21 protein-coding genes and 1 pseudogene are annotated in these 21,470 nt (G+C 51.8%); 15 read left to right on the top strand and 7 right to left on the bottom strand.

Going from position 1 to position 21,470, the window contains the following annotated elements:
• Positions 1-13: 13 nt before the first annotated feature.
• The 3 genes from pepP to ubiI are packed head-to-tail and all read left to right on the top strand — an operon-like array spanning position 14 to position 3,739.
• Positions 14-1,339 (top strand): Xaa-Pro aminopeptidase, encoded by a 1,326-nt coding sequence (pepP, locus tag C7B16_RS17385; RefSeq protein ID WP_001290085.1) that lies wholly within the window; start codon positions 14-16, stop codon positions 1,337-1,339.
• Positions 1,336-2,514, top strand: coding sequence for a 2-octaprenyl-6-methoxyphenyl hydroxylase (gene ubiH / locus C7B16_RS17380; protein WP_016262508.1), 1,179 nt, complete (start codon positions 1,336-1,338; stop codon positions 2,512-2,514). The genes pepP and ubiH overlap by 4 nt, the downstream gene beginning before the upstream one ends.
• A 22-nt stretch (positions 2,515-2,536) precedes the next feature.
• Positions 2,537-3,739, top strand: a complete 1,203-nt coding sequence (gene ubiI, locus C7B16_RS17375; protein WP_107179947.1) for an FAD-dependent 2-octaprenylphenol hydroxylase — start codon at positions 2,537-2,539, stop codon at positions 3,737-3,739.
• A 73-nt stretch (positions 3,740-3,812) separates the two neighbouring features.
• Here ubiI and C7B16_RS24610 read toward each other — a convergent pair whose 3' ends face one another.
• Positions 3,813-3,896, bottom strand: a complete 84-nt coding sequence (locus tag C7B16_RS24610) for a hypothetical protein (protein ID WP_122983120.1) — start codon at positions 3,894-3,896, stop codon at positions 3,813-3,815.
• 290 nt (positions 3,897-4,186) lie between these two features.
• On the opposite strand from C7B16_RS24610, the gene gcvT reads away from it, so the two are divergent.
• The 3 genes from gcvT to gcvP all read left to right on the top strand — a co-directional run bounded on the left by gcvT (position 4,187) and on the right by gcvP (position 8,686).
• Complete coding sequence (gene gcvT / locus C7B16_RS17370) at positions 4,187-5,281, top strand: glycine cleavage system aminomethyltransferase GcvT (protein ID WP_107179946.1); 1,095 nt, start codon at positions 4,187-4,189, stop codon at positions 5,279-5,281.
• 23 nt (positions 5,282-5,304) lie between these two features.
• Positions 5,305-5,694 (top strand): glycine cleavage system protein GcvH, encoded by a 390-nt coding sequence (gene gcvH / locus C7B16_RS17365; RefSeq protein WP_105266595.1) that lies wholly within the window; start codon positions 5,305-5,307, stop codon positions 5,692-5,694.
• Positions 5,695-5,812: 118 nt separating this feature from the next.
• On the top strand, positions 5,813-8,686 hold the full coding sequence (gcvP, locus tag C7B16_RS17360; RefSeq protein WP_107179945.1) for an aminomethyl-transferring glycine dehydrogenase: 2,874 nt from the start codon (positions 5,813-5,815) through the stop codon (positions 8,684-8,686).
• A gap of 163 nt (positions 8,687-8,849) precedes the next feature.
• Here the strand turns inward: gcvP and bglA are convergent, their stop codons facing one another.
• Complete coding sequence (bglA, locus tag C7B16_RS17355; protein WP_143192607.1) at positions 8,850-10,283, bottom strand: 6-phospho-beta-glucosidase BglA; 1,434 nt, start codon at positions 10,281-10,283, stop codon at positions 8,850-8,852.
• A gap of 44 nt (positions 10,284-10,327) precedes the next feature.
• On the opposite strand from bglA, the gene yqfB reads away from it, so the two are divergent.
• Both yqfB and trhA read left to right on the top strand, forming a co-directional pair.
• A complete protein-coding gene (yqfB, locus tag C7B16_RS17350) occupies positions 10,328-10,639 on the top strand; it encodes a N(4)-acetylcytidine aminohydrolase (RefSeq protein ID WP_001182960.1) in 312 nt (103 codons plus the stop codon).
• A 162-nt stretch (positions 10,640-10,801) separates the two neighbouring features.
• The gene (gene trhA, locus C7B16_RS17345; protein ID WP_107179943.1) at positions 10,802-11,461 is read left to right on the top strand and encodes a PAQR family membrane homeostasis protein TrhA; all 660 of its coding nucleotides are present in this window, start codon (positions 10,802-10,804) and stop codon (positions 11,459-11,461) included.
• Positions 11,462-11,607: 146 nt separating this feature from the next.
• Here trhA and ygfZ read toward each other — a convergent pair whose 3' ends face one another.
• Entirely contained in the window at positions 11,608-12,588 is a 981-nt protein-coding gene (gene ygfZ, locus C7B16_RS17340) for a tRNA-modifying protein YgfZ (RefSeq protein WP_107179942.1), read from the bottom strand.
• A gap of 252 nt (positions 12,589-12,840) precedes the next feature.
• Here ygfZ and sdhE point away from each other — a divergent pair, with 252 nt between their 5' ends.
• A complete protein-coding gene (sdhE, locus tag C7B16_RS17330) occupies positions 12,841-13,107 on the top strand; it encodes an FAD assembly factor SdhE (protein WP_000354045.1) in 267 nt (88 codons plus the stop codon).
• Complete coding sequence (locus tag C7B16_RS17325; RefSeq protein ID WP_000244789.1) at positions 13,088-13,492, top strand: protein YgfX; 405 nt, start codon at positions 13,088-13,090, stop codon at positions 13,490-13,492. The genes sdhE and C7B16_RS17325 overlap by 20 nt, the downstream gene beginning before the upstream one ends.
• Before the next feature lie 33 nt (positions 13,493-13,525).
• On the opposite strand, the gene fldB is transcribed toward C7B16_RS17325, so the two are convergent.
• Positions 13,526-14,047 (bottom strand): flavodoxin FldB, encoded by a 522-nt coding sequence (fldB, locus tag C7B16_RS17320; protein WP_001055874.1) that lies wholly within the window; start codon positions 14,045-14,047, stop codon positions 13,526-13,528.
• A gap of 110 nt (positions 14,048-14,157) precedes the next feature.
• Here fldB and xerD point away from each other — a divergent pair, with 110 nt between their 5' ends.
• The 5 genes from xerD to lysS all read left to right on the top strand — a co-directional run bounded on the left by xerD (position 14,158) and on the right by lysS (position 20,244).
• Positions 14,158-15,054, top strand: a complete 897-nt coding sequence (xerD, locus tag C7B16_RS17315; protein ID WP_107179941.1) for a site-specific tyrosine recombinase XerD — start codon at positions 14,158-14,160, stop codon at positions 15,052-15,054.
• A 24-nt stretch (positions 15,055-15,078) separates the two neighbouring features.
• Positions 15,079-15,789, top strand: a complete 711-nt coding sequence (dsbC, locus tag C7B16_RS17310; protein WP_000715232.1) for a bifunctional protein-disulfide isomerase/oxidoreductase DsbC — start codon at positions 15,079-15,081, stop codon at positions 15,787-15,789.
• 5 nt (positions 15,790-15,794) lie between these two features.
• Positions 15,795-17,528: a single-stranded-DNA-specific exonuclease RecJ gene (recJ, locus tag C7B16_RS17305; RefSeq protein ID WP_000813173.1), complete on the top strand. Its 1,734-nt coding sequence runs from the start codon at positions 15,795-15,797 to the stop codon at positions 17,526-17,528.
• Positions 17,529-17,618: 90 nt separating this feature from the next.
• Positions 17,619-18,717 (top strand): peptide chain release factor 2 gene (gene prfB / locus C7B16_RS17300; RefSeq protein ID WP_098729101.1). Its coding sequence is split into 2 segments (ribosomal slippage): positions 17,619-17,693 and positions 17,695-18,717, totalling 1,098 coding nucleotides; the frame shifts between segments, so codons are not numbered across the junction.
• Between the two features lie 9 nt (positions 18,718-18,726).
• Positions 18,727-20,244, top strand: coding sequence for a lysine--tRNA ligase (gene lysS, locus C7B16_RS17295; RefSeq protein ID WP_000003094.1), 1,518 nt, complete (start codon positions 18,727-18,729; stop codon positions 20,242-20,244).
• 43 nt (positions 20,245-20,287) lie between these two features.
• Here lysS and idi read toward each other — a convergent pair whose 3' ends face one another.
• The 3 genes and pseudogenes from idi to C7B16_RS17280 form a co-directional block, all read right to left on the bottom strand.
• A complete protein-coding gene (gene idi / locus C7B16_RS17290; RefSeq protein ID WP_105263554.1) occupies positions 20,288-20,836 on the bottom strand; it encodes an isopentenyl-diphosphate Delta-isomerase in 549 nt (182 codons plus the stop codon).
• Positions 20,837-20,957: 121 nt separating this feature from the next.
• Positions 20,958-21,083, bottom strand: coding sequence for a protein YqfG (yqfG, locus tag C7B16_RS17285; protein WP_010378596.1), 126 nt, complete (start codon positions 21,081-21,083; stop codon positions 20,958-20,960).
• Position 21,084: 1 nt separating this feature from the next.
• Positions 21,085-21,342: pseudogene (locus C7B16_RS17280) on the bottom strand (purine permease); the annotation flags it as partial.
• Between the last annotated feature and the right edge of the window lie 128 nt (positions 21,343-21,470).

Genomic DNA, 21,470 nt, shown 5'->3' with positions numbered 1-21,470 from the left:
TAAGGAGAGTGTTATGAGTGAGATATCTCAGCAAGAATTTCAGCGCCGCCGCCAGGCTTTACTGGCGCAAATGCAACCTGCCAGCGCCGCGCTGATTTTCGCAGCGCCAGAAGTGACCCGTAGCGCCGACAGCGAATATCCCTATCGTCAAAACAGCGACTTCTGGTACTTCACTGGCTTTAATGAGCCAGAAGCAGTGCTGGTGCTGATTAAAAGCGATGACACTCATAACCACAGCGTTCTGTTTAACCGCGTTCGCGACCTGACGGCAGAGATCTGGTTTGGCCGTCGCCTGGGGCAAGATGCCGCACCGGAAAAACTAGGCGTTGACCGCGCACTGGCGTTCAGCGAAATCAATCAGCAACTTTATCAACTACTTAACGGTCTGGATGTGGTTTACCATGCCCAGGGCGAATATGCGTATGCTGATGAAATAGTGAACAGTGCACTGGAAAAACTGCGTAAAGGCTCGCGGCAAAATCTCACCGCTCCGGCAACGATGATCGACTGGCGCCCTGTTGTTCATGAAATGCGCCTGTTCAAATCGCCAGAAGAGATTGCCGTACTTCGCCGCGCTGGTGAAATCACCGCACTGGCGCACACTCGGGCGATGGAAAAATGCCGTCCAGGAATGTTTGAGTACCATCTGGAAGGCGAAATTCACCACGAATTTAACCGCCACGGCGCACGTTATCCTTCCTACAACACCATTGTCGGCAGCGGTGAAAATGGCTGCATTTTGCATTACACCGAAAACGAGTGTGAACTGCGCGACGGCGACCTGGTGTTGATTGACGCGGGGTGTGAATATAAAGGTTACGCTGGCGATATTACCCGCACCTTCCCGGTCAATGGCAAATTCACTCAGGCACAGCGTGAAATCTACGACATTGTGCTGGAGTCTCTTGAAACCAGTTTGCGCCTGTATCGTCCGGGAACCTCCATTCAGGAAGTCACGGGTGAAGTGGTGCGTATCATGATTAGTGGCCTGGTAAAACTGGGGATCCTGAAAGGTGACGTCGATGAACTGATCGCCCAAAATGCCCATCGTCCTTTCTTTATGCATGGCCTTAGCCACTGGTTAGGTCTGGATGTTCATGATGTGGGTGTTTATGGTCAGGATCGCTCGCGCATTCTTGAACCGGGTATGGCTTTGACCGTAGAGCCGGGGCTGTATATCGCGCCGGATGCAGATGTGCCGGAACAATATCGCGGTATCGGCATTCGTATTGAAGACGATATTGTGATTACTGAAACCGGTAACGAAAACCTCACCGCCAGCGTGGTGAAAAAGCCGGAAGAAATCGAAGCATTGATGGCGGCCGCGAGAAAGCAATGAGCGTAATCATCGTCGGTGGCGGCATGGCTGGCGCGACGCTGGCGCTGGCTATTTCCCGGTTAAGTCACGGGGCGCTGCCGGTACATCTGATTGAAGCGACTGCACCGGAATCACATGTTCATCCTGGCTTTGATGGCCGAGCTATTGCGCTGGCGGCGGGCACCTGCCAGCAACTGGCGCGCATCGGCGTCTGGCAATCTCTGGCTGATTGCGCAACCGCCATCACCACTGTTCATGTCAGCGATTGCGGTCATGCTGGATTCGTCACCCTCGCCGCAGAAGATTATCAACTGGCGGCACTGGGGCAGGTTGTTGAGTTGCACAATGTCGGGCAACGGCTGTTTACATTGTTGCGCAAAGCGCCTGGCGTGACGCTGCACTGTCCGGATCGCGTTGCTAACGTTTCTCGTACTCAGGATAACGTTGCCGTAACGCTGGAGAGTGGCGAGACGCTGACGGGGCGTGTGCTGGTTGCGGCTGATGGTACGCATTCAGCATTAGCGACCACCTGCGGCGTTGACTGGCAGCAAGAGCCTTACGAACAACTGGCAGTGATTGCTAATGTTGCTACCTCTGTTGCGCATGAAGGCCGTGCTTTTGAGCGCTTTACGCAATATGGCCCGCTGGCGATGTTGCCGATGTCTGGCGGACGTTGTTCGCTGGTCTGGTGTCACCCGCTGGAACGGGGCGATGAGGTCATGGCGTGGAGCGACGAGACGTTTTGCCGTGAACTCCAGTCCGCTTTTGGCTGGCGTCTGGGGCAAATTACCCACGCCGGTAAACGCAGTGCTTATCCGCTGGCGTTAACCCGCGCCGCTAAACCCATTACCCATCGCACCGTGCTGGTGGGTAATGCAGCGCAAACCCTGCATCCGATTGCCGGACAAGGATTTAACCTCGGTATGCGTGATGTTATGAGCCTTGCAGAAACCCTGACTCAGGCGCAAGAACGTGGTGAAGACATTGGTGATTACGGCGTATTGTGCCGCTACCAGCAGCGTCGGCAGAGCGATCGCGAAGCGACTATCGGCGTTACGGACAGTCTGGTGCATCTTTTTGCCAACCGTTGGGTGCCGCTGGTTGTCGGGCGCAACCTCGGGCTGATGGCGATGGAATTATTCACTCCGGCACGCGATGTGCTGACGCAGCGCACCCTCGGTTGGGTGGCGCGTTGAAGGCTGTTTTAAGGAATAAACAATGCAAAGTGTTGATGTAGCCATTGTTGGCGGCGGCATGGTGGGGCTGGCGGTTGCCTGCGGCTTACAGGGGAGCGGCTTACGCGTCGCCGTACTGGAACAGCGTGTACCGGAACCTCTGGCGGCGGATGCACCACCACAACTGCGCGTTTCGGCTATCAATGCCGCCAGCGAAAAATTACTCACCCGTCTTGGCATCTGGCAGGACATTCTCTTCCGTAGAGCCAGTTGCTATCACGGTATGGAAGTGTGGGATAAAGACAGTTTTGGTCACATCTCTTTTGACGATCAAAGCATGGGCTATAGCCATCTTGGGCATATTGTTGAAAACGCAGTGATTCACTACGCGCTGTGGAACAAAGCGCAACAGTCGTCAGATATCACCCTGTTTGCCCCTGCAGAATTACAGCAAGTCGCCTGGGGGGAAAACGAAACCTTCCTGACGCTGAAAGACGGCAGCATGTTAACGGCGCGTCTGGTGATTGGCGCGGACGGGGCAAATTCCTGGTTGCGCAACAAAGCCGATATCCCGCTGACTTTCTGGGATTATCAGCATCACGCGCTGGTAGCGACCATTCGTACTGAAGAACCACATGAAGCGGTGGCGCGCCAGGTTTTCCACGGTGAAGGCATTCTGGCTTTTTTGCCGCTGAGCGATCCGCATCTTTGCTCGATTGTCTGGTCATTACCTCCTCAGGAGGCGCAGCGGATGCAGCAGGCGAGCGAAGATGAATTTAATCGCGCATTAAATATCGCTTTTGATAATCGCCTGGGCTTATGCAAGGTTGAGAGCGAGCGTCAGGTGTTCCCGTTGACGGGGCGTTATGCCCGCCAGTTTGCCGCTCACCGCCTGGCGTTGGTGGGCGACGCCGCGCATACCATTCACCCGCTGGCGGGGCAGGGGGTGAATCTCGGCTTTATGGATGCCGCAGAGCTGATTGCCGAACTGAAACGTCTGCACCGTCAGGGCAAAGACATCGGGCAGTACATTTACTTGCGTCGCTATGAACGCAGCCGCAAGCACAGTGCGGCGCTGATGCTGGCAAGTATGCAAGGATTCCGCGATCTCTTTTCCGGAGCTAATCCGGCGAAAAAACTGCTGCGCGATATTGGTTTGAAACTGGCCGACACGCTGCCTGGCGTTAAGCCGCAGCTTATTCGTCAGGCAATGGGGTTAAATGATTTGCCTGAATGGTTGCGTTAAAAATTTCTCCTCTGTTGTTTATTTGATACCCATCACACTTTAATCTCCCGGTTTTTCTGTCGGGAGATTTTCCTCATTTGAAATAAACTAATTTCACCTTCAATTTCGCATTATATTTTCTAATGTTACGATTTTTTGATTTAGTGATTTTTGACATATTTTCAGTTCTTAATATTGCTTTACCCAAATTCAATTTCTTAATGCATTGTGTTTATATAAAAATAAAATCAATTTTTGGTTTTTTATTCTGTTGAGATTTTTGCGTTTTTTAACCATAAGCTAATGTGATGATCAATTTTACCTTATGGTTAACCGTCTATTTCGGTGGTAAGTTCAGAGAAAAGAGAACGATTGCGTTGGGGACCGGGAGTGGCTCCGATGCTGGGTTTCGTGGTGATAATTTCACTGTGAAAAAGTTGTCAGCCCCGCTTATTCAATGAGGACAAGATGGCACAACAGACTCCTTTGTACGAACAACACACGCTTTGCGGCGCACGCATGGTGGATTTCCATGGCTGGATGATGCCGCTGCATTACGGTTCGCAAATCGACGAACATCATGCGGTACGAACCGATGCCGGAATGTTTGATGTGTCGCATATGACCATCGTCGATCTCCGCGGCAGCCGCACCCGGGAGTTTCTGCGTTATCTGCTGGCGAACGATGTGGCGAAGCTCACCAAAAGTGGCAAAGCGCTCTACTCCGGGATGTTGAATGCCTCTGGCGGAGTGATAGATGACCTGATCGTTTACTACTTCACTGAAGATTTCTTCCGCCTCGTTGTTAACTCCGCCACCCGCGAAAAAGACCTCTCCTGGATAACCCAACACGCTGAACCCTTCGGCATTGAAATTACCGTTCGTGATGACCTTTCCATGATTGCCGTACAAGGGCCGAATGCTCAGGTAAAAGCTGCCACACTGTTTAATGACGCCCAGCGTCAGGCGGTGGAAGGCATGAAGCCGTTCTTTGGCGTGCAGGCGGGCGATCTGTTTATTGCCACCACCGGTTATACCGGCGAAACGGGCTATGAAATTGCGCTGCCAAATGAAAAAGCAGCAGATTTCTGGCGTGCGCTGGTGGAAGCGGGCGTTAAGCCATGCGGTCTGGGGGCGCGTGATACGCTGCGTCTGGAAGCGGGCATGAATCTTTATGGTCAGGAGATGAACGAAACCATCTCGCCGCTGGCAGCCAACATGGGCTGGACCATCGCCTGGGAACCGACTGACCGTGACTTCATCGGTCGTGAAGCCCTGGAAGTGCAGCGTGAACATGGCACAGAGAAACTGGTTGGTCTGGTGATGACCGAAAAAGGTGTGCTGCGTAATGAACTGCCGGTGCGTTTTACCGACGCGCAGGGTAATCAGCATGAAGGCATTATTACCAGCGGGACTTTCTCCCCAACGCTGGGTTACAGCATTGCGCTGGCGCGTGTGCCGGAAGGCATTGGCGAAACGGCGATTGTGCAAATTCGCAACCGTGAAATGCCGGTAAAAGTGACTAAACCTGTTTTTGTGCGTAACGGCAAAGCCGTCGCGTGATTTACTTTTTTGGAGATTGATTGATGAGCAACGTACCAGCAGAACTGAAATACAGCAAAGAACACGAATGGCTGCGTAAAGAAGCTGACGGCACTTACACCGTTGGCATCACCGAGCATGCTCAGGAACTGTTAGGCGATATGGTGTTTGTTGACCTGCCGGAAGTGGGCGCAACGGTAAGCGCGGGCGATGACTGCGCGGTTGCCGAATCAGTAAAAGCGGCGTCAGACATTTATGCGCCAGTAAGTGGTGAAATCGTAGCGGTGAACGACGCACTGAGCGACTCCCCGGAACTGGTAAACAGCGAGCCATACACTGGCGGCTGGATCTTTAAAATCAAAGCCAGCGATGAAAGCGAACAGGAATCACTGCTGGACGCCACCGCATACGAAGCATTGTTAGAAGACGAGTAACGGCTTTATCCCTCTTCTTTGGGAGAGGGGCAGGGTGAGGAAAATTTACGCCTCACCCTTACTCTCTTCGCAAGAAGGGAGGTTCACAATTCACTGCACGTTTCAGGAACCATCGCTCATGACACAGACGTTAAGCCAGCTTGAAAACAGCGGCGCTTTTATTGAACGCCATATCGGACCGGACGCCGCGCAACAGCAAGAAATGCTGAATGCCGTTGGCGCACAATCGTTAAACGCGCTGATCGGCCAGATTGTGCCGAAAGATATTCAGCTTGCGACCCCGCCGCAGGTTGGCGCACCGGCGACCGAATACGCCGCGCTGTCGGAACTCAAGGCTATTGCCAGTCGCAATAAACGCTTCACGTCTTACATCGGCATGGGTTACACCGCCGTGCAGTTGCCGCCGGTTATTCTGCGCAACATGCTGGAAAATCCGGGCTGGTATACCGCGTATACCCCGTATCAGCCTGAAGTCTCCCAGGGCCGCCTCGAAGCCCTGCTCAACTTCCAGCAGGTAACGCTGGATCTGACCGGGCTGGATATGGCTTCGGCGTCTCTGCTGGACGAAGCTACCGCAGCCGCTGAAGCAATGGCGATGGCTAAACGCGTCAGCAAACTGAAAAATGCCAATCGCTTCTTCGTTGCTTCTGACGTTCATCCGCAAACGCTGGATGTGGTTCGCACCCGTGCAGAAACCTTTGGTTTTGAAGTGATTGTCGATGACGCGCAAAAAGTGCTCGATCATCAGGAAGTGTTCGGCGTGCTGTTACAGCAGGTTGGCACTACCGGTGAAATCCACGATTACACAACGCTTATCAGCGAACTGAAATCACGCAAAATTGTGGTCAGTGTTGCCGCTGACATTATGGCACTGGTGCTGCTTACTGCACCGGGCAAACAGGGCGCGGATATTGTCTTTGGTTCGGCGCAACGCTTCGGTGTGCCGATGGGCTACGGTGGCCCGCACGCGGCCTTCTTTGCGGCGAAAGATGAATATAAACGTTCTATGCCGGGCCGTATTATTGGTGTATCGAAAGATGCCGCGGGCAATACCGCGCTGCGCATGGCGATGCAGACTCGCGAACAACATATTCGCCGCGAGAAAGCGAACTCCAACATTTGTACTTCCCAGGTACTGCTGGCAAACATCGCCAGCCTGTATGCCGTTTATCACGGTCCGGTTGGCCTGAAACGCATCGCTAACCGCATTCATCGTCTGACCGATATTCTGGCTGCTGGCCTGCAACAAAAAGGTCTGAAGCTACGCCATGCGTACTATTTCGACACGTTGTGTGTAGACGTAGCCGACAAAGCAGGCGTGCTGGCGCGTGCCGAAGCGGCTGAAATCAACCTGCGTAGCGACATTCTGAACGCCGTGGGGATCACCCTTGATGAAACCACGACGCGTGAAAACGTGATGCAGCTTTTCAGCGTGCTGCTGGGCGATAATCACGGGCTGGATATCGACACGCTGGACAAAGACGTGGCTCACGACAGCCGCTCTATCCAGCCTGTAATGTTGCGCGACGATGAAATCCTGACGCACCCGGTATTTAATCGCTACCACAGCGAAACCGAAATGATGCGCTATATGCATTCGCTGGAGCGTAAAGATCTGGCGCTGAATCAGGCGATGATCCCGCTGGGTTCCTGCACCATGAAACTGAACGCCGCCGCCGAGATGATCCCGATCACCTGGCCGGAGTTTGCTGAACTGCACCCGTTCTGCCCACCGGAGCAGGCCGAAGGTTATCAGCAGATGATTGCGCAACTGGCTGACTGGCTGGTCAAACTGACTGGTTATGACACCGTCTGTATGCAGCCGAACTCCGGTGCTCAGGGTGAATACGCGGGCCTGCTGGCGATTCGTCATTACCATGAAAGCCGCAACGAAGGGCATCGTGATATCTGCCTGATCCCGGCATCTGCCCACGGGACTAACCCAGCTTCTGCGCATATGGCGGGAATGCAGGTGGTGGTCGTGGCATGTGATAAAAACGGCAATATCGATTTGACTGACCTGCGCGCGAAAGCGGAACAGGCTGGCGATAATCTCTCCTGCATCATGGTGACTTATCCATCCACCCACGGTGTGTACGAAGAAACAATCCGTGAAGTGTGTGAAATCGTGCATCAGTTTGGCGGTCAGGTTTACCTTGATGGCGCAAACATGAACGCCCAGGTCGGCATCACTTCACCGGGCTTTATTGGTGCGGACGTTTCGCACCTCAACCTGCATAAAACTTTCTGTATTCCGCACGGCGGTGGCGGCCCGGGTATGGGGCCGATCGGCGTGAAATCGCATCTGGCACCGTTTGTGCCGGGTCATAGAGTGGTACAAATCGAAGGCATGTTAACCCGTCAGGGCGCGGTTTCTGCGGCACCGTTCGGTAGTGCATCCATTCTGCCAATCAGTTGGATGTACATTCGCATGATGGGCGCAGAAGGGCTTAAAAAAGCAAGCCAGGTAGCAATTCTTAACGCCAACTATATTGCCAGCCGCCTGCAGGATGCCTTCCCGGTGCTGTATACCGGTCGCGATGGTCGCGTGGCGCACGAATGTATTCTCGATATTCGTCCGCTGAAAGAAGAAACCGGCATCAGCGAGCTGGATATAGCCAAACGTCTGATCGACTACGGTTTCCACGCGCCGACAATGTCATTCCCGGTTGCGGGGACGCTGATGGTGGAACCGACTGAATCCGAAAGCAAAGTGGAACTGGATCGCTTTATTGACGCGATGCTGGCTATCCGTGCGGAAATTGACCAGGTGAAAGCCGGAGTCTGGCCGCTGGAAGATAACCCGTTGGTAAACGCGCCGCACATTCAGAACGAACTGGTTGCTGAGTGGGGGCATCCGTACAGCCGTGAAATTGCGGTGTTCCCGGCAGGCGTGGCAGACAAATACTGGCCGACGGTGAAACGTCTGGACGATGTTTACGGTGACCGTAACCTGTTCTGTTCCTGCGTACCGATTAGCGAATACCAGTAATTAACTGATTTGACTATCTTCTAAAGGCGCTTCGGCGCCTTTTTAGTTTGTTAATAAGGTGCGCTTTGTGTGTCGGATGAAGCGTAAATACAAAATCCTGGAGTTCAATATATGACAGAAGCTCCAGGCCTGATGAGCGGGGCGCATCAGGCACATCGGCTAATTAAAGTTTCTCGCCGTTGCTGGCGATCACCTCTTTGTACCAGTTAAAGCTCTTCTTAAGTGAACGCGACATATCACCAGTACCGTCGTCATGCTTATTCACATAGATAAAACCGTAGCGTTTGCTGTACTGCCCGGTGGTGAATGATACGCAGTCGATGCAGCCCCACGGCGTGTAGCCCATCAGATCGACGCCATCGTAAGTCACCGCTTTTTTCATCTCTTCAATGTGGGCGCGCAGGTAATCAATGCGGTAGTCATCGTTGATGCTGCCGTCCTCTTCTACTTTATCGTAAGCGCCAAAACCGTTTTCGACGATAAATAGAGGCTTCTGATAACGCTCATACAGTTCGCAGAGCGCGTAACGCAGACCCACCGGATCAATCTGCCAGCCCCAGTCAGAGGCTTTCACATATGGGTTCGGCACGCTGCCTTCGAAACCAGAAATCGCATCACCGGTGCCGCCTTCGGCTTTTACCGCGTTGGTCATGTAATAGCTGAAGCCGAGATAATCGCAGGTGCCTTCGCGCAGTACATTCAGATCGCCATCTTCCATTTTGATGTTAAATCCGCGACGCTCCCACTCGTTCAACACATAGGACGGGTAATAGCCGCGCAGTTGCACATCGGTAAAGACATAACGTTCGCGCATCGATTCCTGGGCGAACATCACATCGTCCGGGTTACAGGAGTAAGGATAAAGTGGCACCATTGCCAGCATACAACCGACTTTCATCTCCGGGTTGATGCGACGTGCCGCTTTCACCGCCAGGGCGCTGGCAACAAACTGATGATGCAGCACCTGGTACATCGTCTCTTCTGGATTTTCATGTTCGGTATAAACCACGCCAGAGCAGCAATAGCCAAACAGCGGTGCGCGCCAGTTACGCTGGTTGTTAATCTCGTTGAAGGTCATCCAGTATTTGACTTTGTGCTTATAGCGTTCAAACACCACTTCAGCAAAACGTACAAAGAAATCAACCACCTTACGGTTGGTCCAACTGCCGTATTGCTGCACCAGATGTAGCGGCATTTCAAAGTGAGAAAGGGTGATCACCGGTTCAATGTTGTATTTCAGCAGTTCATCGAACAGGGCGTCGTAAAACTTCAGCCCTTCTTCATTAGGCTGGGCTTCATCGCCTTTCGGGAAAATGCGCGTCCAGGCGATGGAAGTACGAAAACATTTGAAGCCCATTTCGGCAAACAGCTTGATGTCTTCCTTATAGTGACCATAAAAATCTACCGCTTCATGGTTCGGATAGTATTTGCCTGGCAAGACTTCTTTGGTGATTTCGCGCGGTACGCCGTGTGCGCCGCCGGTCAGAACGTCACAAATGCTTGGCCCTTTGCCGCCTTTGTTCCAGCCGCCTTCGACCTGATGGGCGGCAACTGCGCCGCCCCATAAGAAATCTTTCGGTAAGGTGAGTTTTTTCACTATCATAGGCTCCAAATGAGTCAATTCTTACAGGAAATATTACCATGCAGCCAAACGACATCACTTTTTTTCAACGTTTCCAGGATGACATTCTGGCTGGGCGTAAAACCATCACCATCCGTGACGAATCTGAATCGCACTTTAAAACGGGCGATGTACTTCGCGTCGGGCGCTTTGAAGATGATGGCTATTTTTGCACTATTGAAGTCACTGCAACTTCAACAGTGACGCTGGATACTCTCACAGAAAAACATGCGCAACAGGAAAATATGACTCTGGCTGAACTGAAAAAGGTCATTGCTGACATCTATCCCGGTCAGACGCAGTTTTATGTAATTGAATTTAAATGCCTTTAAGTTGAACTAACGCCTGTTAGCTGAAACTTTATATTTAATTTCATGATTTTTCGGAGATTACTCTCAAATCAGAATTTATTTTAGCTAACAGATGTTCACTGGAACTATTCTCAGTTACGCTGGAGTTGCAATCACGCGCGTGGACGTTCTCCGGAGTAAGTTATGGTTCAGAAGCCCCTCTCTAAACAGGGATATTCGCTGGCAGAGGAAATTGCCAATAGTGTCAGTCATGGTATCGGACTGGTGTTTGGCATTGTCGGGCTGGTGTTACTACTGGTTCAGGCTGTTGATCTCAACGCCAGCGCCACGGCGATAACCAGTTATAGCCTCTATGGCGGTAGTATGATCCTGCTGTTTCTGGCCTCGACGCTGTATCACGCTATTCCCCATCAACGGGCAAAAATGTGGCTGAAGAAATTTGACCACTGCGCCATTTATCTGTTGATTGCCGGAACTTACACACCTTTTTTGCTGGTGGGGCTGAATTCACCGCTGGCGCGCGGGCTGATGATTGTTATCTGGAGCATGGCGCTGCTGGGGATTCTGTTCAAGCTGACCATCGCGCACCGATTTAAAATATTATCGCTGGTGACCTATCTGGCTATGGGCTGGTTGTCGCTGGTGGTTATTTATGAAATGGCAGTGAAGCTCGCGGCGGGCAGCGTTACCTTACTGGCGGTAGGCGGCGTGGTTTACTCGCTTGGCGTAATTTTCTACGTCTGCAAACGCATCCCATACAACCATGCCATCTGGCACGGATTTGTGCTCGGCGGCAGCGTGTGCCATTTCCTGGCGATCTATTTGTATATTGGGCAGGCGTAATTGGCGCACAACCGCCGGATACGGCGAAAACGCCTTATCCGGCTTACGGGTAGCGTGCCCATTGTGAAAACAGATACCCACTCCCATGCCTGATAAGACGTGTCAGCGCCGCATCAGGCAATAGATGCCAGGAGCGATACAGAGATTTACTCTTCCAGCGAATAAGGTAGCGGCTCGATATGCAGCGTATTCGCATCGTCACGAACGCGGAAGATGCTGTCCGGCTCCATATCGTTATTCATGACTACCTGAACCACGACATGACCATCGTCCAGTTTTACCGCCGCCAGTACGGTTCCGGTACGACGCCAGTGCTCGCCCATTTTCAGTTCTAAGTCTTCACCCACTTCCGGCACACGACTGGCACTACCCGCCAGCAACCAGAGTGCACGTTTGTTGGCACCGCGGAATTTAGCTCGTGCCACCATCTCTTGTCCGGTGTAGCAACCCTTCTTAAAGCTGATCCCACCCAGCGCCTGAATATTCGTCGCTTGTGGGATAAACTGCCCACTGTTGGCCGCGTCAATCACCGGGAAACCCGCTTCAATATTCAACGCCAGCCACTGTTGGCTATTGTTCAACTCCGCTTCACCGCGAAGTTTATCGGTCAGCATATTGGCGGTGGCTTCATCGGTGACGATCAGAAAACGCTCTGCCGGATGTTCAAACCAAAGTAGGGTTGTCGCGCCTTCTCTGACTACCTGTTTTTCCTGAGTCGGCAGCTCACTGAAAAGATTCGCTAACGCGGCGCGCGCCTGGAACCCGGCAACACCGAGCAGTACACGTTCATCGTCCGGGACGATAGTCACTTTAGAGAAGACCGCATATTTTTTCAGTTCGGTAAGCTGGTTGTCGCGCACGCTGCGACGTTCAATCCAGGCAAAACCGTCGCCGTCGCGGAACAGACGTAAATTGCTCCACATCTTACCTTTGGCATCGCAGTGCGCGGCAAGCAGATGCTGGTCTTCGGTCATCTGGCTGACATCTGCCGTTACCTGGCCCTGCATATATTTTTCGCTATCTGCGCCGGTAATGGTGGCAAGCGCCCAATCATCAAGCGTCATCAACGTCAGCGGTAAACGGGCAGAAGCCGTGGGCTGACGGGGAGGAAAAGGTGTAAAAGCCATAATGGAGTCCTGTTTTACAAACGGCGTAATTAATGACTAATGGTAAAAGAGCTATGGGGCATTGCAAGTGCTTTCACTACGCGATCCGTGCCTTCTGATTCGCTTTGCGAGATGACTTCCAAAAAAATGAAGCCATTGAATTGTTGTGGATTAATTTCGCGATCGCGATTGTGTTTACCGATATTCCCGCAAAAGAAGTCGAAAAACACGTTACAATATCCTGGTACTGGATTTTCGTGAGACAGGAAGAAAATGGATATTAACAACAAAGCCCGCATTCATTGGGCATGCCGCCGCGGTATGCGTGAACTCGATATTTCAATCATGCCGTTTTTCGAACATGAGTACGACAGCTTAAGCGATGACGAAAAACGCATCTTTATTCGTCTGCTGGAATGCGACGATCCGGACCTGTTCAACTGGCTGATGAATCATGGTAAACCTGCCGATGCAGAACTGGAAATGATGGTCAGACTCATTCAGACACGGAACCGGGATCGTGGTCCTGTGGCAATCTGAATTACGCGTCTCCTGGCGCGCGCAGTGGCTTTCCCTGCTGATTCATGGGCTGGTTGCCGCAGTTATTTTACTCATGCCATGGCCACTTAGTTACACCCCGCTATGGCTGGTGTTGCTTTCGCTGGTGGTGTTTGATTGCGTTCGCAGCCAGCGACGCATTAATTCCCGTCAGGGAGAGATTCGCCTGCTGATGGATGGGCGTTTACGTTGGCAAGGACAGGAATGGAGCATCGTCAAAACGCCGTGGATGATTAAAAGCGGCATGATGTTACGTTTACGTTCTGATAGCGGCAAACGTCAGCATTTGTGGCTGGCAGCAGACAGCATGGACGAAGCCGAATGGCGTGATTTACGGCGAATTTTGTTACAGCAAGAGATACGATGACGGCGAAGCAAATACGCTAAGCCGTCAGGGAAATCAGGCGTAGTGTTCTGCCATTTCATTAAGAATTTGCTCGCACCAGCTCTGAATACGCTCATCGCTGAGGTCATACTGGTTGGTTTCATCCAGCGCCAGGCCGACAAACAGTTGTCCGTCAGCAATAACGGGTTTCGGGCTGGTGAATTCATATCCTTCCGTTGGCCAGTAACCGACGAACTTCACGCCTTTGGTTGAGAGTTTGTCATGCAGCATTCCGAGCGCATCGAGGAACCACTCGCCATACCCGAGTTGATCGCCCAGCCCATACAGCGCAACAATTTTACCTTCGAGGTTCAGGTCGTCGAGCTGATCCCAGACGGCCTCCCAATCCTCCTGGATTTCACCAAAATCCCAGGTCGGAATTCCCAGAATGAGCACATCGTATTGCTCCATTAATTTAGGGGAGTCGTCCTTGAGGTTATGTAAGGTCACCAGTTCTGGACCGATAATATCGCGGATTTTTTCCGCCGCCATTTCGGTGTAACAGGTGCTGGAACCGTAAAAAAGACCCATATTCATAACGTAAGCTTCTCGATTCTGCTGTGGCTTTTGCGGCTAGTGTATCAGAATCGTTTTAGTCACGGCACAATAAGGCATAATGCATCAAACGAGAAATGTAAGGGGCGCAAGTGAAACAAGATTTGGCACGCATCGAGCAATTTCTTGATGCCCTGTGGCTGGAAAAAAATCTGGCAGAAAATACGTTGAACGCATATCGCCGCGATCTGTCAATGATGGTGGAGTGGTTGCATCATCGTGGGCTAACGCTGGCAACGGCGCAAAGTGGTGACTTACAGGCATTATTGGCAGAACGGCTGGAGGGCGGGTATAAAGCCACCAGTTCAGCCCGTTTATTGAGTGCGGTGCGCCGATTGTTCCAGTATCTTTACCGCGAAAAGTTTCGTGAAGACGATCCCAGTGCGCATCTTGCTTCACCGAAAATACCCCAGCGCTTACCGAAAGATTTAAGTGAAGCGCAGGTCGAAAGGTTATTGCAGGCACCGCTGGTGGATCAGCCACTGGAACTGCGTGACAAAGCGATGCTCGAAGTGTTGTATGCTACCGGGTTGCGCGTTTCTGAACTTGTCGGTCTGACGATGAGTGATATCAGCTTGCGTCAGGGGGTGGTGCGGGTAATAGGTAAAGGCAACAAAGAGCGACTGGTGCCGTTAGGTGAAGAGGCGGTCTACTGGCTGGAAACCTATCTGGAACATGGGCGACCGTGGTTGTTAAACGGTGTGTCGATTGACGTACTGTTTCCCAGCCAGCGCGCGCAGCAAATGACGCGGCAGACTTTCTGGCATCGCATTAAACACTATGCTGTGCTGGCGGGGATCGACAGCGAAAAGTTATCGCCGCACGTGCTGCGTCACGCCTTTGCCACCCATTTGTTAAATCATGGTGCGGATTTACGTGTGGTGCAGATGTTGCTGGGCCACAGTGATCTCTCCACGACTCAAATTTATACGCATGTCGCCACTGAGCGTCTGCGGCAACTTCATCAACAGCATCACCCGCGGGCGTGATAGCTGAAAAGAACAGGATGATTTATGAAGAAAGGTTTTATGTTGTTTACTTTGTTGGCGACGTTTTCTGGCTTTGTTCAGGCGGATGACGCGGCAATACAACAAACGTTAGCTAAAATGGGCATCAAAAGCAGCGATATTCAGCCCGCGCCCGTTGCTGGTATGAAAACAGTGCTAACTAACAGCGGCGTGCTGTATATCACCGATGACGGTAAACACATCATTCAGGGGCCAATGTATGATGTTAGCGGCGTGGCACCGGTCAACGTCACCAACCAGATGCTGTTAAAGCAACTGAATGCGCTGGAAAAAGAGATGATTATCTACAAAGCGCCGCAAGAAAAGCACGTCATCACCGTGTTTACCGACATTACCTGCGGTTACTGCCACAAACTGCATGAGCAGATGGCTGACTACAACGCGCTGGGGATCACCGTGCGTTATCTCGCGTTCCCGCGTCAGGGGCTGGAAAGCCAGGCGGAGCAACAAATGAAAGCCATTTGGTGTGCAAAAGATAAAAACAAAGCCTTTGATGACGTAATGGCAGGCAAAGCTGTTACTCCGGCAAGTTGCGATATCGATATTGCCGACCATTACGCACTTGGCGTACAGCTTGGTGTTAGTGGTACTCCGGCGGTTGTGCTGAATAACGGTACTCTGGTGCCGGGCTACCAGCCGCCGAAAGAGATGAAAGCATTCCTCGACGAACATCAAAAAATGACCAGCGGTAAATAATTCGCGTGAAACAACAGATACAACTTCGTCGTCGTGAAGTCGACGAAACGGCAGACTTGCCCGCTGACCTGCCCCCCTTGCTGCGCCGTTTATACGCCAGTCGGGGCGTGCGCAGCGCGCAGGAACTGGAGCGCAGTGTTAAAGGTATGTTGCCCTGGCAGCAACTGAGCGGTGTCGAAAAGGCTGTTGAGATCCTTTACAACGCTTTTCGTGAAGGAACGCGAATTATTGTGGTCGGGGATTTCGACGCCGACGGAGCCACCAGCACAGCCCTTAGCGTGCTGGCGATGCGTTCTCTCGGCTGTGACAACATCGACTATCTGGTGCCAAACCGTTTTGAAGACGGTTATGGTTTAAGTCCGGAAGTGGTCGATCAAGCTTATGCGCGTGGTGCGCAGTTGATTGTAACGGTTGATAACGGTATTTCTTCCCACGCAGGTGTTGAACACGCTCGCTCGCTGGGCATTCCGGTTATTGTTACCGATCACCATTTACCCGGCGAAACGTTACCCGCGGCGGAAGCCATTATTAATCCCAATTTGCGTGACTGCGAGTTCCCGTCAAAATCACTGGCAGGCGTTGGTGTGGCCTTTTATCTGATGCTGGCGTTACGCACCTTTTTGCGTGATCAGGGATGGTTTGATGAGCGTGGCATCGCAATCCCCAATTTGGCGGAATTGCTGGATCTGGTCGCTCTGGGGACTGTGGCGGATGTTGTGCCACTGGACGCCAATAACCGCATCCTGACCTGGCAAGGGATGAGCCGTATTCGTGCCGGGAAGTGCCGACCGGGGATTAAAGCTCTGCTGGAAGTGGCAAATCGCGATCCGCAAAAACTCGCTGCCAGCGATTTAGGTTTTGCGCTGGGGCCGCGTCTCAATGCTGCCGGGCGACTGGATGATATGTCCGTTGGCGTGGCGTTGCTGCTTTGCGACAACATCGGTGAAGCGCGCGTTCTGGCCAATGAGCTTGATGCGTTAAACCAGACACGTAAAGAGATCGAACAGGGAATGCAGGTCGAAGCATTGACCCTGTGTGAGCAACTGGAGCGTAGTCGCGATACACTGCCCGGCGGGCTGGCAATGTATCACCCTGAATGGCATCAGGGCGTCGTTGGTATTCTGGCTTCGCGCATCAAAGAGCGTTTTCATCGTCCGGTTATCGCCTTTGCGCCTGCAGGTGATGGTACGCTGAAAGGTTCCGGTCGCTCCATTCAGGGACTGCATATGCGCGATGCGCTGGAGCGGTTAGACACGCTCTACCCTGGCATGATGCTCAAGTTTGGCGGTCATGCGATGGCGGCAGGATTGTCGCTGGAAGAGGATAAATTTGAACTCTTTCAGCAACGCTTTGGCGAGCTGGTTACCGAGTGGCTTGATCCTTCTTTATTGCAAGGCGAAGTTGTGTCAGACGGCCCGTTAAGTGCAGCGGAGATGACAATGGAAGTCGCGCAACTGCTGCGTGATGCCGGTCCGTGGGGGCAGATGTTCCCGGAACCGCTGTTTGACGGCCATTTCCGCCTGCTGCAACAGCGCCTGGTGGGGGAGCGCCATCTGAAGGTTATGGTTGAACCGGTCGGCGGCGGCCCGCTACTGGATGGTATTGCGTTTAACGTTGATACGGCTCTTTGGCCAGATAACGGCGTGCGCGAAGTGCAACTGGCTTACAAACTGGATATCAACGAGTTTCGCGGCAACCGCAATCTACAGATTATCATCGACAATATCTGGCCAATTTAGCGTCATCTTCTCTATAAAAAAGAGTGTGGATTGGGTACAATCCCGCTCTTATCACCGCATTTTGACTAGCTCAATAAAAGAAATCAGACCATGTTTGAAATTAATCCGGTAAAGAATCGCATTCAGGACCTCACGGAACGCTCCGACGTTCTTAGGGGGTATCTTTGACTACGACGCCAAGAAAGAGCGTCTGGAAGAAGTAAACGCCGAGCTGGAACAGCCGGATGTCTGGAACGAGCCTGAGCGTGCGCAGGCGCTGGGTAAAGAGCGTTCCTCCCTCGAGGCTGTTGTCGATACTCTCGACCAAATGAAACAAGGGCTGGAAGATGTTTCCGGTCTGCTGGAACTGGCAGTAGAAGCCGACGACGAAGAAACCTTTAACGAAGCCGTTGCTGAACTCGACGCCCTGGAAGAAAAACTGGCGCAGCTTGAGTTCCGCCGCATGTTCTCCGGCGAATATGACAGCGCCGATTGCTACCTCGATATCCAGGCGGGCTCCGGCGGTACAGAAGCGCAGGATTGGGCGAGCATGCTTGAGCGTATGTATCTGCGCTGGGCAGAATCACGTGGTTTTAAAACTGAAATTATCGAAGAGTCGGAAGGTGAAGTGGCGGGTATTAAATCCGTGACTATCAAGATCTCCGGTGATTACGCTTACGGTTGGCTGCGCACAGAAACCGGCGTTCACCGTCTGGTGCGTAAGAGCCCGTTTGACTCCGGTGGCCGTCGCCACACGTCCTTTAGTTCCGCATTTGTTTATCCAGAAGTAGATGACGATATTGATATCGAAATCAACCCAGCGGATCTGCGCATTGATGTTTATCGCGCATCCGGTGCGGGCGGTCAGCACGTTAACCGTACCGAATCTGCGGTGCGTATTACCCACATCCCGACAGGGATTGTGACTCAGTGCCAGAACGACCGTTCCCAGCACAAGAACAAAGACCAGGCCATGAAGCAGATGAAAGCGAAGCTTTATGAGCTGGAGATGCAGAAGAAGAACGCTGAGAAACAGGCGATGGAAGACAATAAATCTGACATCGGCTGGGGCAGCCAGATTCGTTCTTATGTCCTTGATGACTCCCGCATTAAAGATCTGCGCACCGGGGTGGAAACCCGCAATACGCAGGCAGTGCTGGATGGCAGCCTGGATCAATTTATCGAAGCAAGTTTGAAAGCTGGGTTATAAGGAACCAACATGTCTGAACAACACGTACAAGGCACTGACGCGGTAACCGATCTTAACAATGAACTGAAAACCCGTCGCGAAAAGCTGGCGAACCTGCGTGAGCAGGGGGTTGCTTTTCCGAACGATTTTCGTCGCGACCATACTTCTGACCAACTGCATACAGACTTCGACGGCAAAGAGAACGAAGAGCTGGAGGAGTTGAACATCGAAGTGGCTGTTGCTGGTCGCATGATGACTCGTCGAATCATGGGTAAAGCCTCCTTCGTTACCCTGCAGGACGTCGGTGGCCGCATTCAGTTATATGTCGCTCGTGATGATCTGCCGGAAGGCGTTTATAACGATCAATTTAAGAAATGGGATCTTGGCGATATTATCGGCGCAAAAGGTAAGCTGTTTAAAACCAAGACCGGCGAACTGTCGATCCACTGCACCGAGCTGCGTCTGCTGACCAAAGCACTGCGTCCACTGCCGGACAAATTCCACGGTTTGCAGGATCAGGAAGCGCGTTATCGTCAGCGTTATCTGGACCTCATCTCTAACGATGAATCCCGCAACACCTTTAAAGTTCGCTCGCAGATCCTCGCTGGCATCCGTCAGTTCATGGTGAACCGCGGCTTTATGGAAGTTGAAACCCCGATGATGCAGGTGATCCCTGGCGGTGCGGCAGCGCGTCCGTTTATTACCCATCACAATGCGCTGGATCTCGACATGTACCTGCGTATTGCGCCGGAACTGTACCTCAAGCGTCTGGTGGTTGGTGGCTTTGAACGTGTGTTCGAAATCAACCGTAACTTCCGTAACGAAGGTATTTCCGTGCGTCATAACCCAGAGTTCACCATGATGGAACTCTATATGGCTTATGCGGATTACAAAGATCTGATTGAACTGACCGAATCGCTGTTCCGCACTCTGGCGCAGGATATTCTCGGTAAGACTGAAGTGACTTACGGTGATGTGAAGCTGGACTTCGGTAAGCCGTTCGAAAAACTGACCATGCGTGAAGCGATTAAGAAATATCGTCCGGAAACTGATATGGCGGATCTGGATAACTTCGACTCTGCGAAGGCGATTGCTGAATCTCTCGGCATTCACGTGGAGAAGAGCTGGGGTCTGGGTCGTATCGTCACTGAGATCTTCGACGAAGTGGCAGAAGCGAATCTGATTCAACCGACCTTCATTACTGAATATCCGGCAGAAGTTTCTCCGTTGGCGCGCCGTAACGACGTCAACCCGGAAATCACCGATCGCTTTGAGTTCTTCATTGGTGGTCGTGAAATCGGTAACGGCTTTAGCGAACTGAATGATGCTGAAGATCAGGCACAGCGTTTCCTCGATCAGGTTGCAGCAAAAGATGCAGGCGACGATGAAGCAATGTTCTACGATGAAGATTACGTTACTGCACTGGAACATGGTCTGCCGCCGACAGCAGGCCTGGGTATTGGTATCGACCGTATGGTTATGCTGTTCACCAACAGCCACACTATCCGTGACGTGATTCTGTTCCCGGCGATGCGTCCGGTAAAATAAGCCTTACGCGTAAGCACACAGCCCCGGCATTTGTCGGGGTTTTTTATTTTTGTTGCGCGAAGGCTGACAACATTTTTCTGGCTTCGCTGTTTGTCGCCTGCATGACCATCCACGGACTGAACGCCCACGGTGTGGCATCAATACTGCGTAATACTTCCGCTAAATCACACCATTGATAATCGATCACTTCATCATCGTTGAGCTGTAACGTACTGGTAGTTCGTGCGGCAAATACCGGGCATACTTCATTTTCGACAATGCCATTCGGGTCAGTGGCGCGATAGTGGAAGTCTGGATAAACCGGTTCGGGTGGTGTTATTTCTACGCCCAGTTCATAGCGGCAACGGCGGATCACCGCCTCTTCATTGCTTTCACCCAGTTGCGGATGACCGCATACCGAGTTGGTCCACACACCTGGCCACGCTTTTTTGTTTAGTGCACGGCGAGTAACCAGCAATTGTCCTTTGGCGTTAAATAGCCAACAGGAGAACGCGAGATGTAAGGGGGTATCAGCCGTGTGTGCAGCATATTTTTCCAGTGTTCCCGAAGGGACTCCCTGTGTATTCAGTAAAATGACGTGTTCCGTTGGCATAATTTCTCACATGTAATTCTAATCATTCGTCATTATAGATAACTAAAATGTTAAATGATTAACCAAGTGAGTGTTATCGGCAACCGCCCGTTTTGAGCGGATGCCGACAGAGGAATGTCAGCTAAAAAAGCAGCATCATATATTTGAAGCGACTTTCAATAGCCATTGCAACACAGTCAGAAATGACAGGAATGGAGATCATAAAGAGCAATAACAGGCTGAATATAGCGCGCATTACAAGATTCATATTATTCACCATGCTCATTTTTCTTCAGCTTGCGCATCAGAAGCCACATACGTACTGTCCTGACTTTTAAATCTTTATCAGAGACAGATTCTTTCACCAAATCGGCATGATGCTGATAGCCATTAAAGAAAACGTTCAGCACAACAGCGCTAAGGGTTGCCAACATAATGCCGCTATGCAGCAATGGTTGTAGTACGGCTGGTAACTTAGAAAAGAAATCGTGAGAAAGCGTTGGGGTCATGCCCACGCCAAGGCTGATTTGAAGTGGTCAACAAAAACTGGCCACCGAGTTAGAGTTTTTCCAGTATCGATTTTCCGATTCGTTTGGGGGTAATCCACCGTTATATTCGTGCGGTCTTAGTGCGCTGTAATATCCAACGATATAGT

It is taken from the genome of Escherichia sp. 20412-1, from assembly GCF_003027595.1.
GTDB lineage: Bacteria > Pseudomonadota > Gammaproteobacteria > Enterobacterales > Enterobacteriaceae > Escherichia > Escherichia marmotae.
This window is presented reverse-complemented; position numbering and strand designations above follow the sequence as displayed.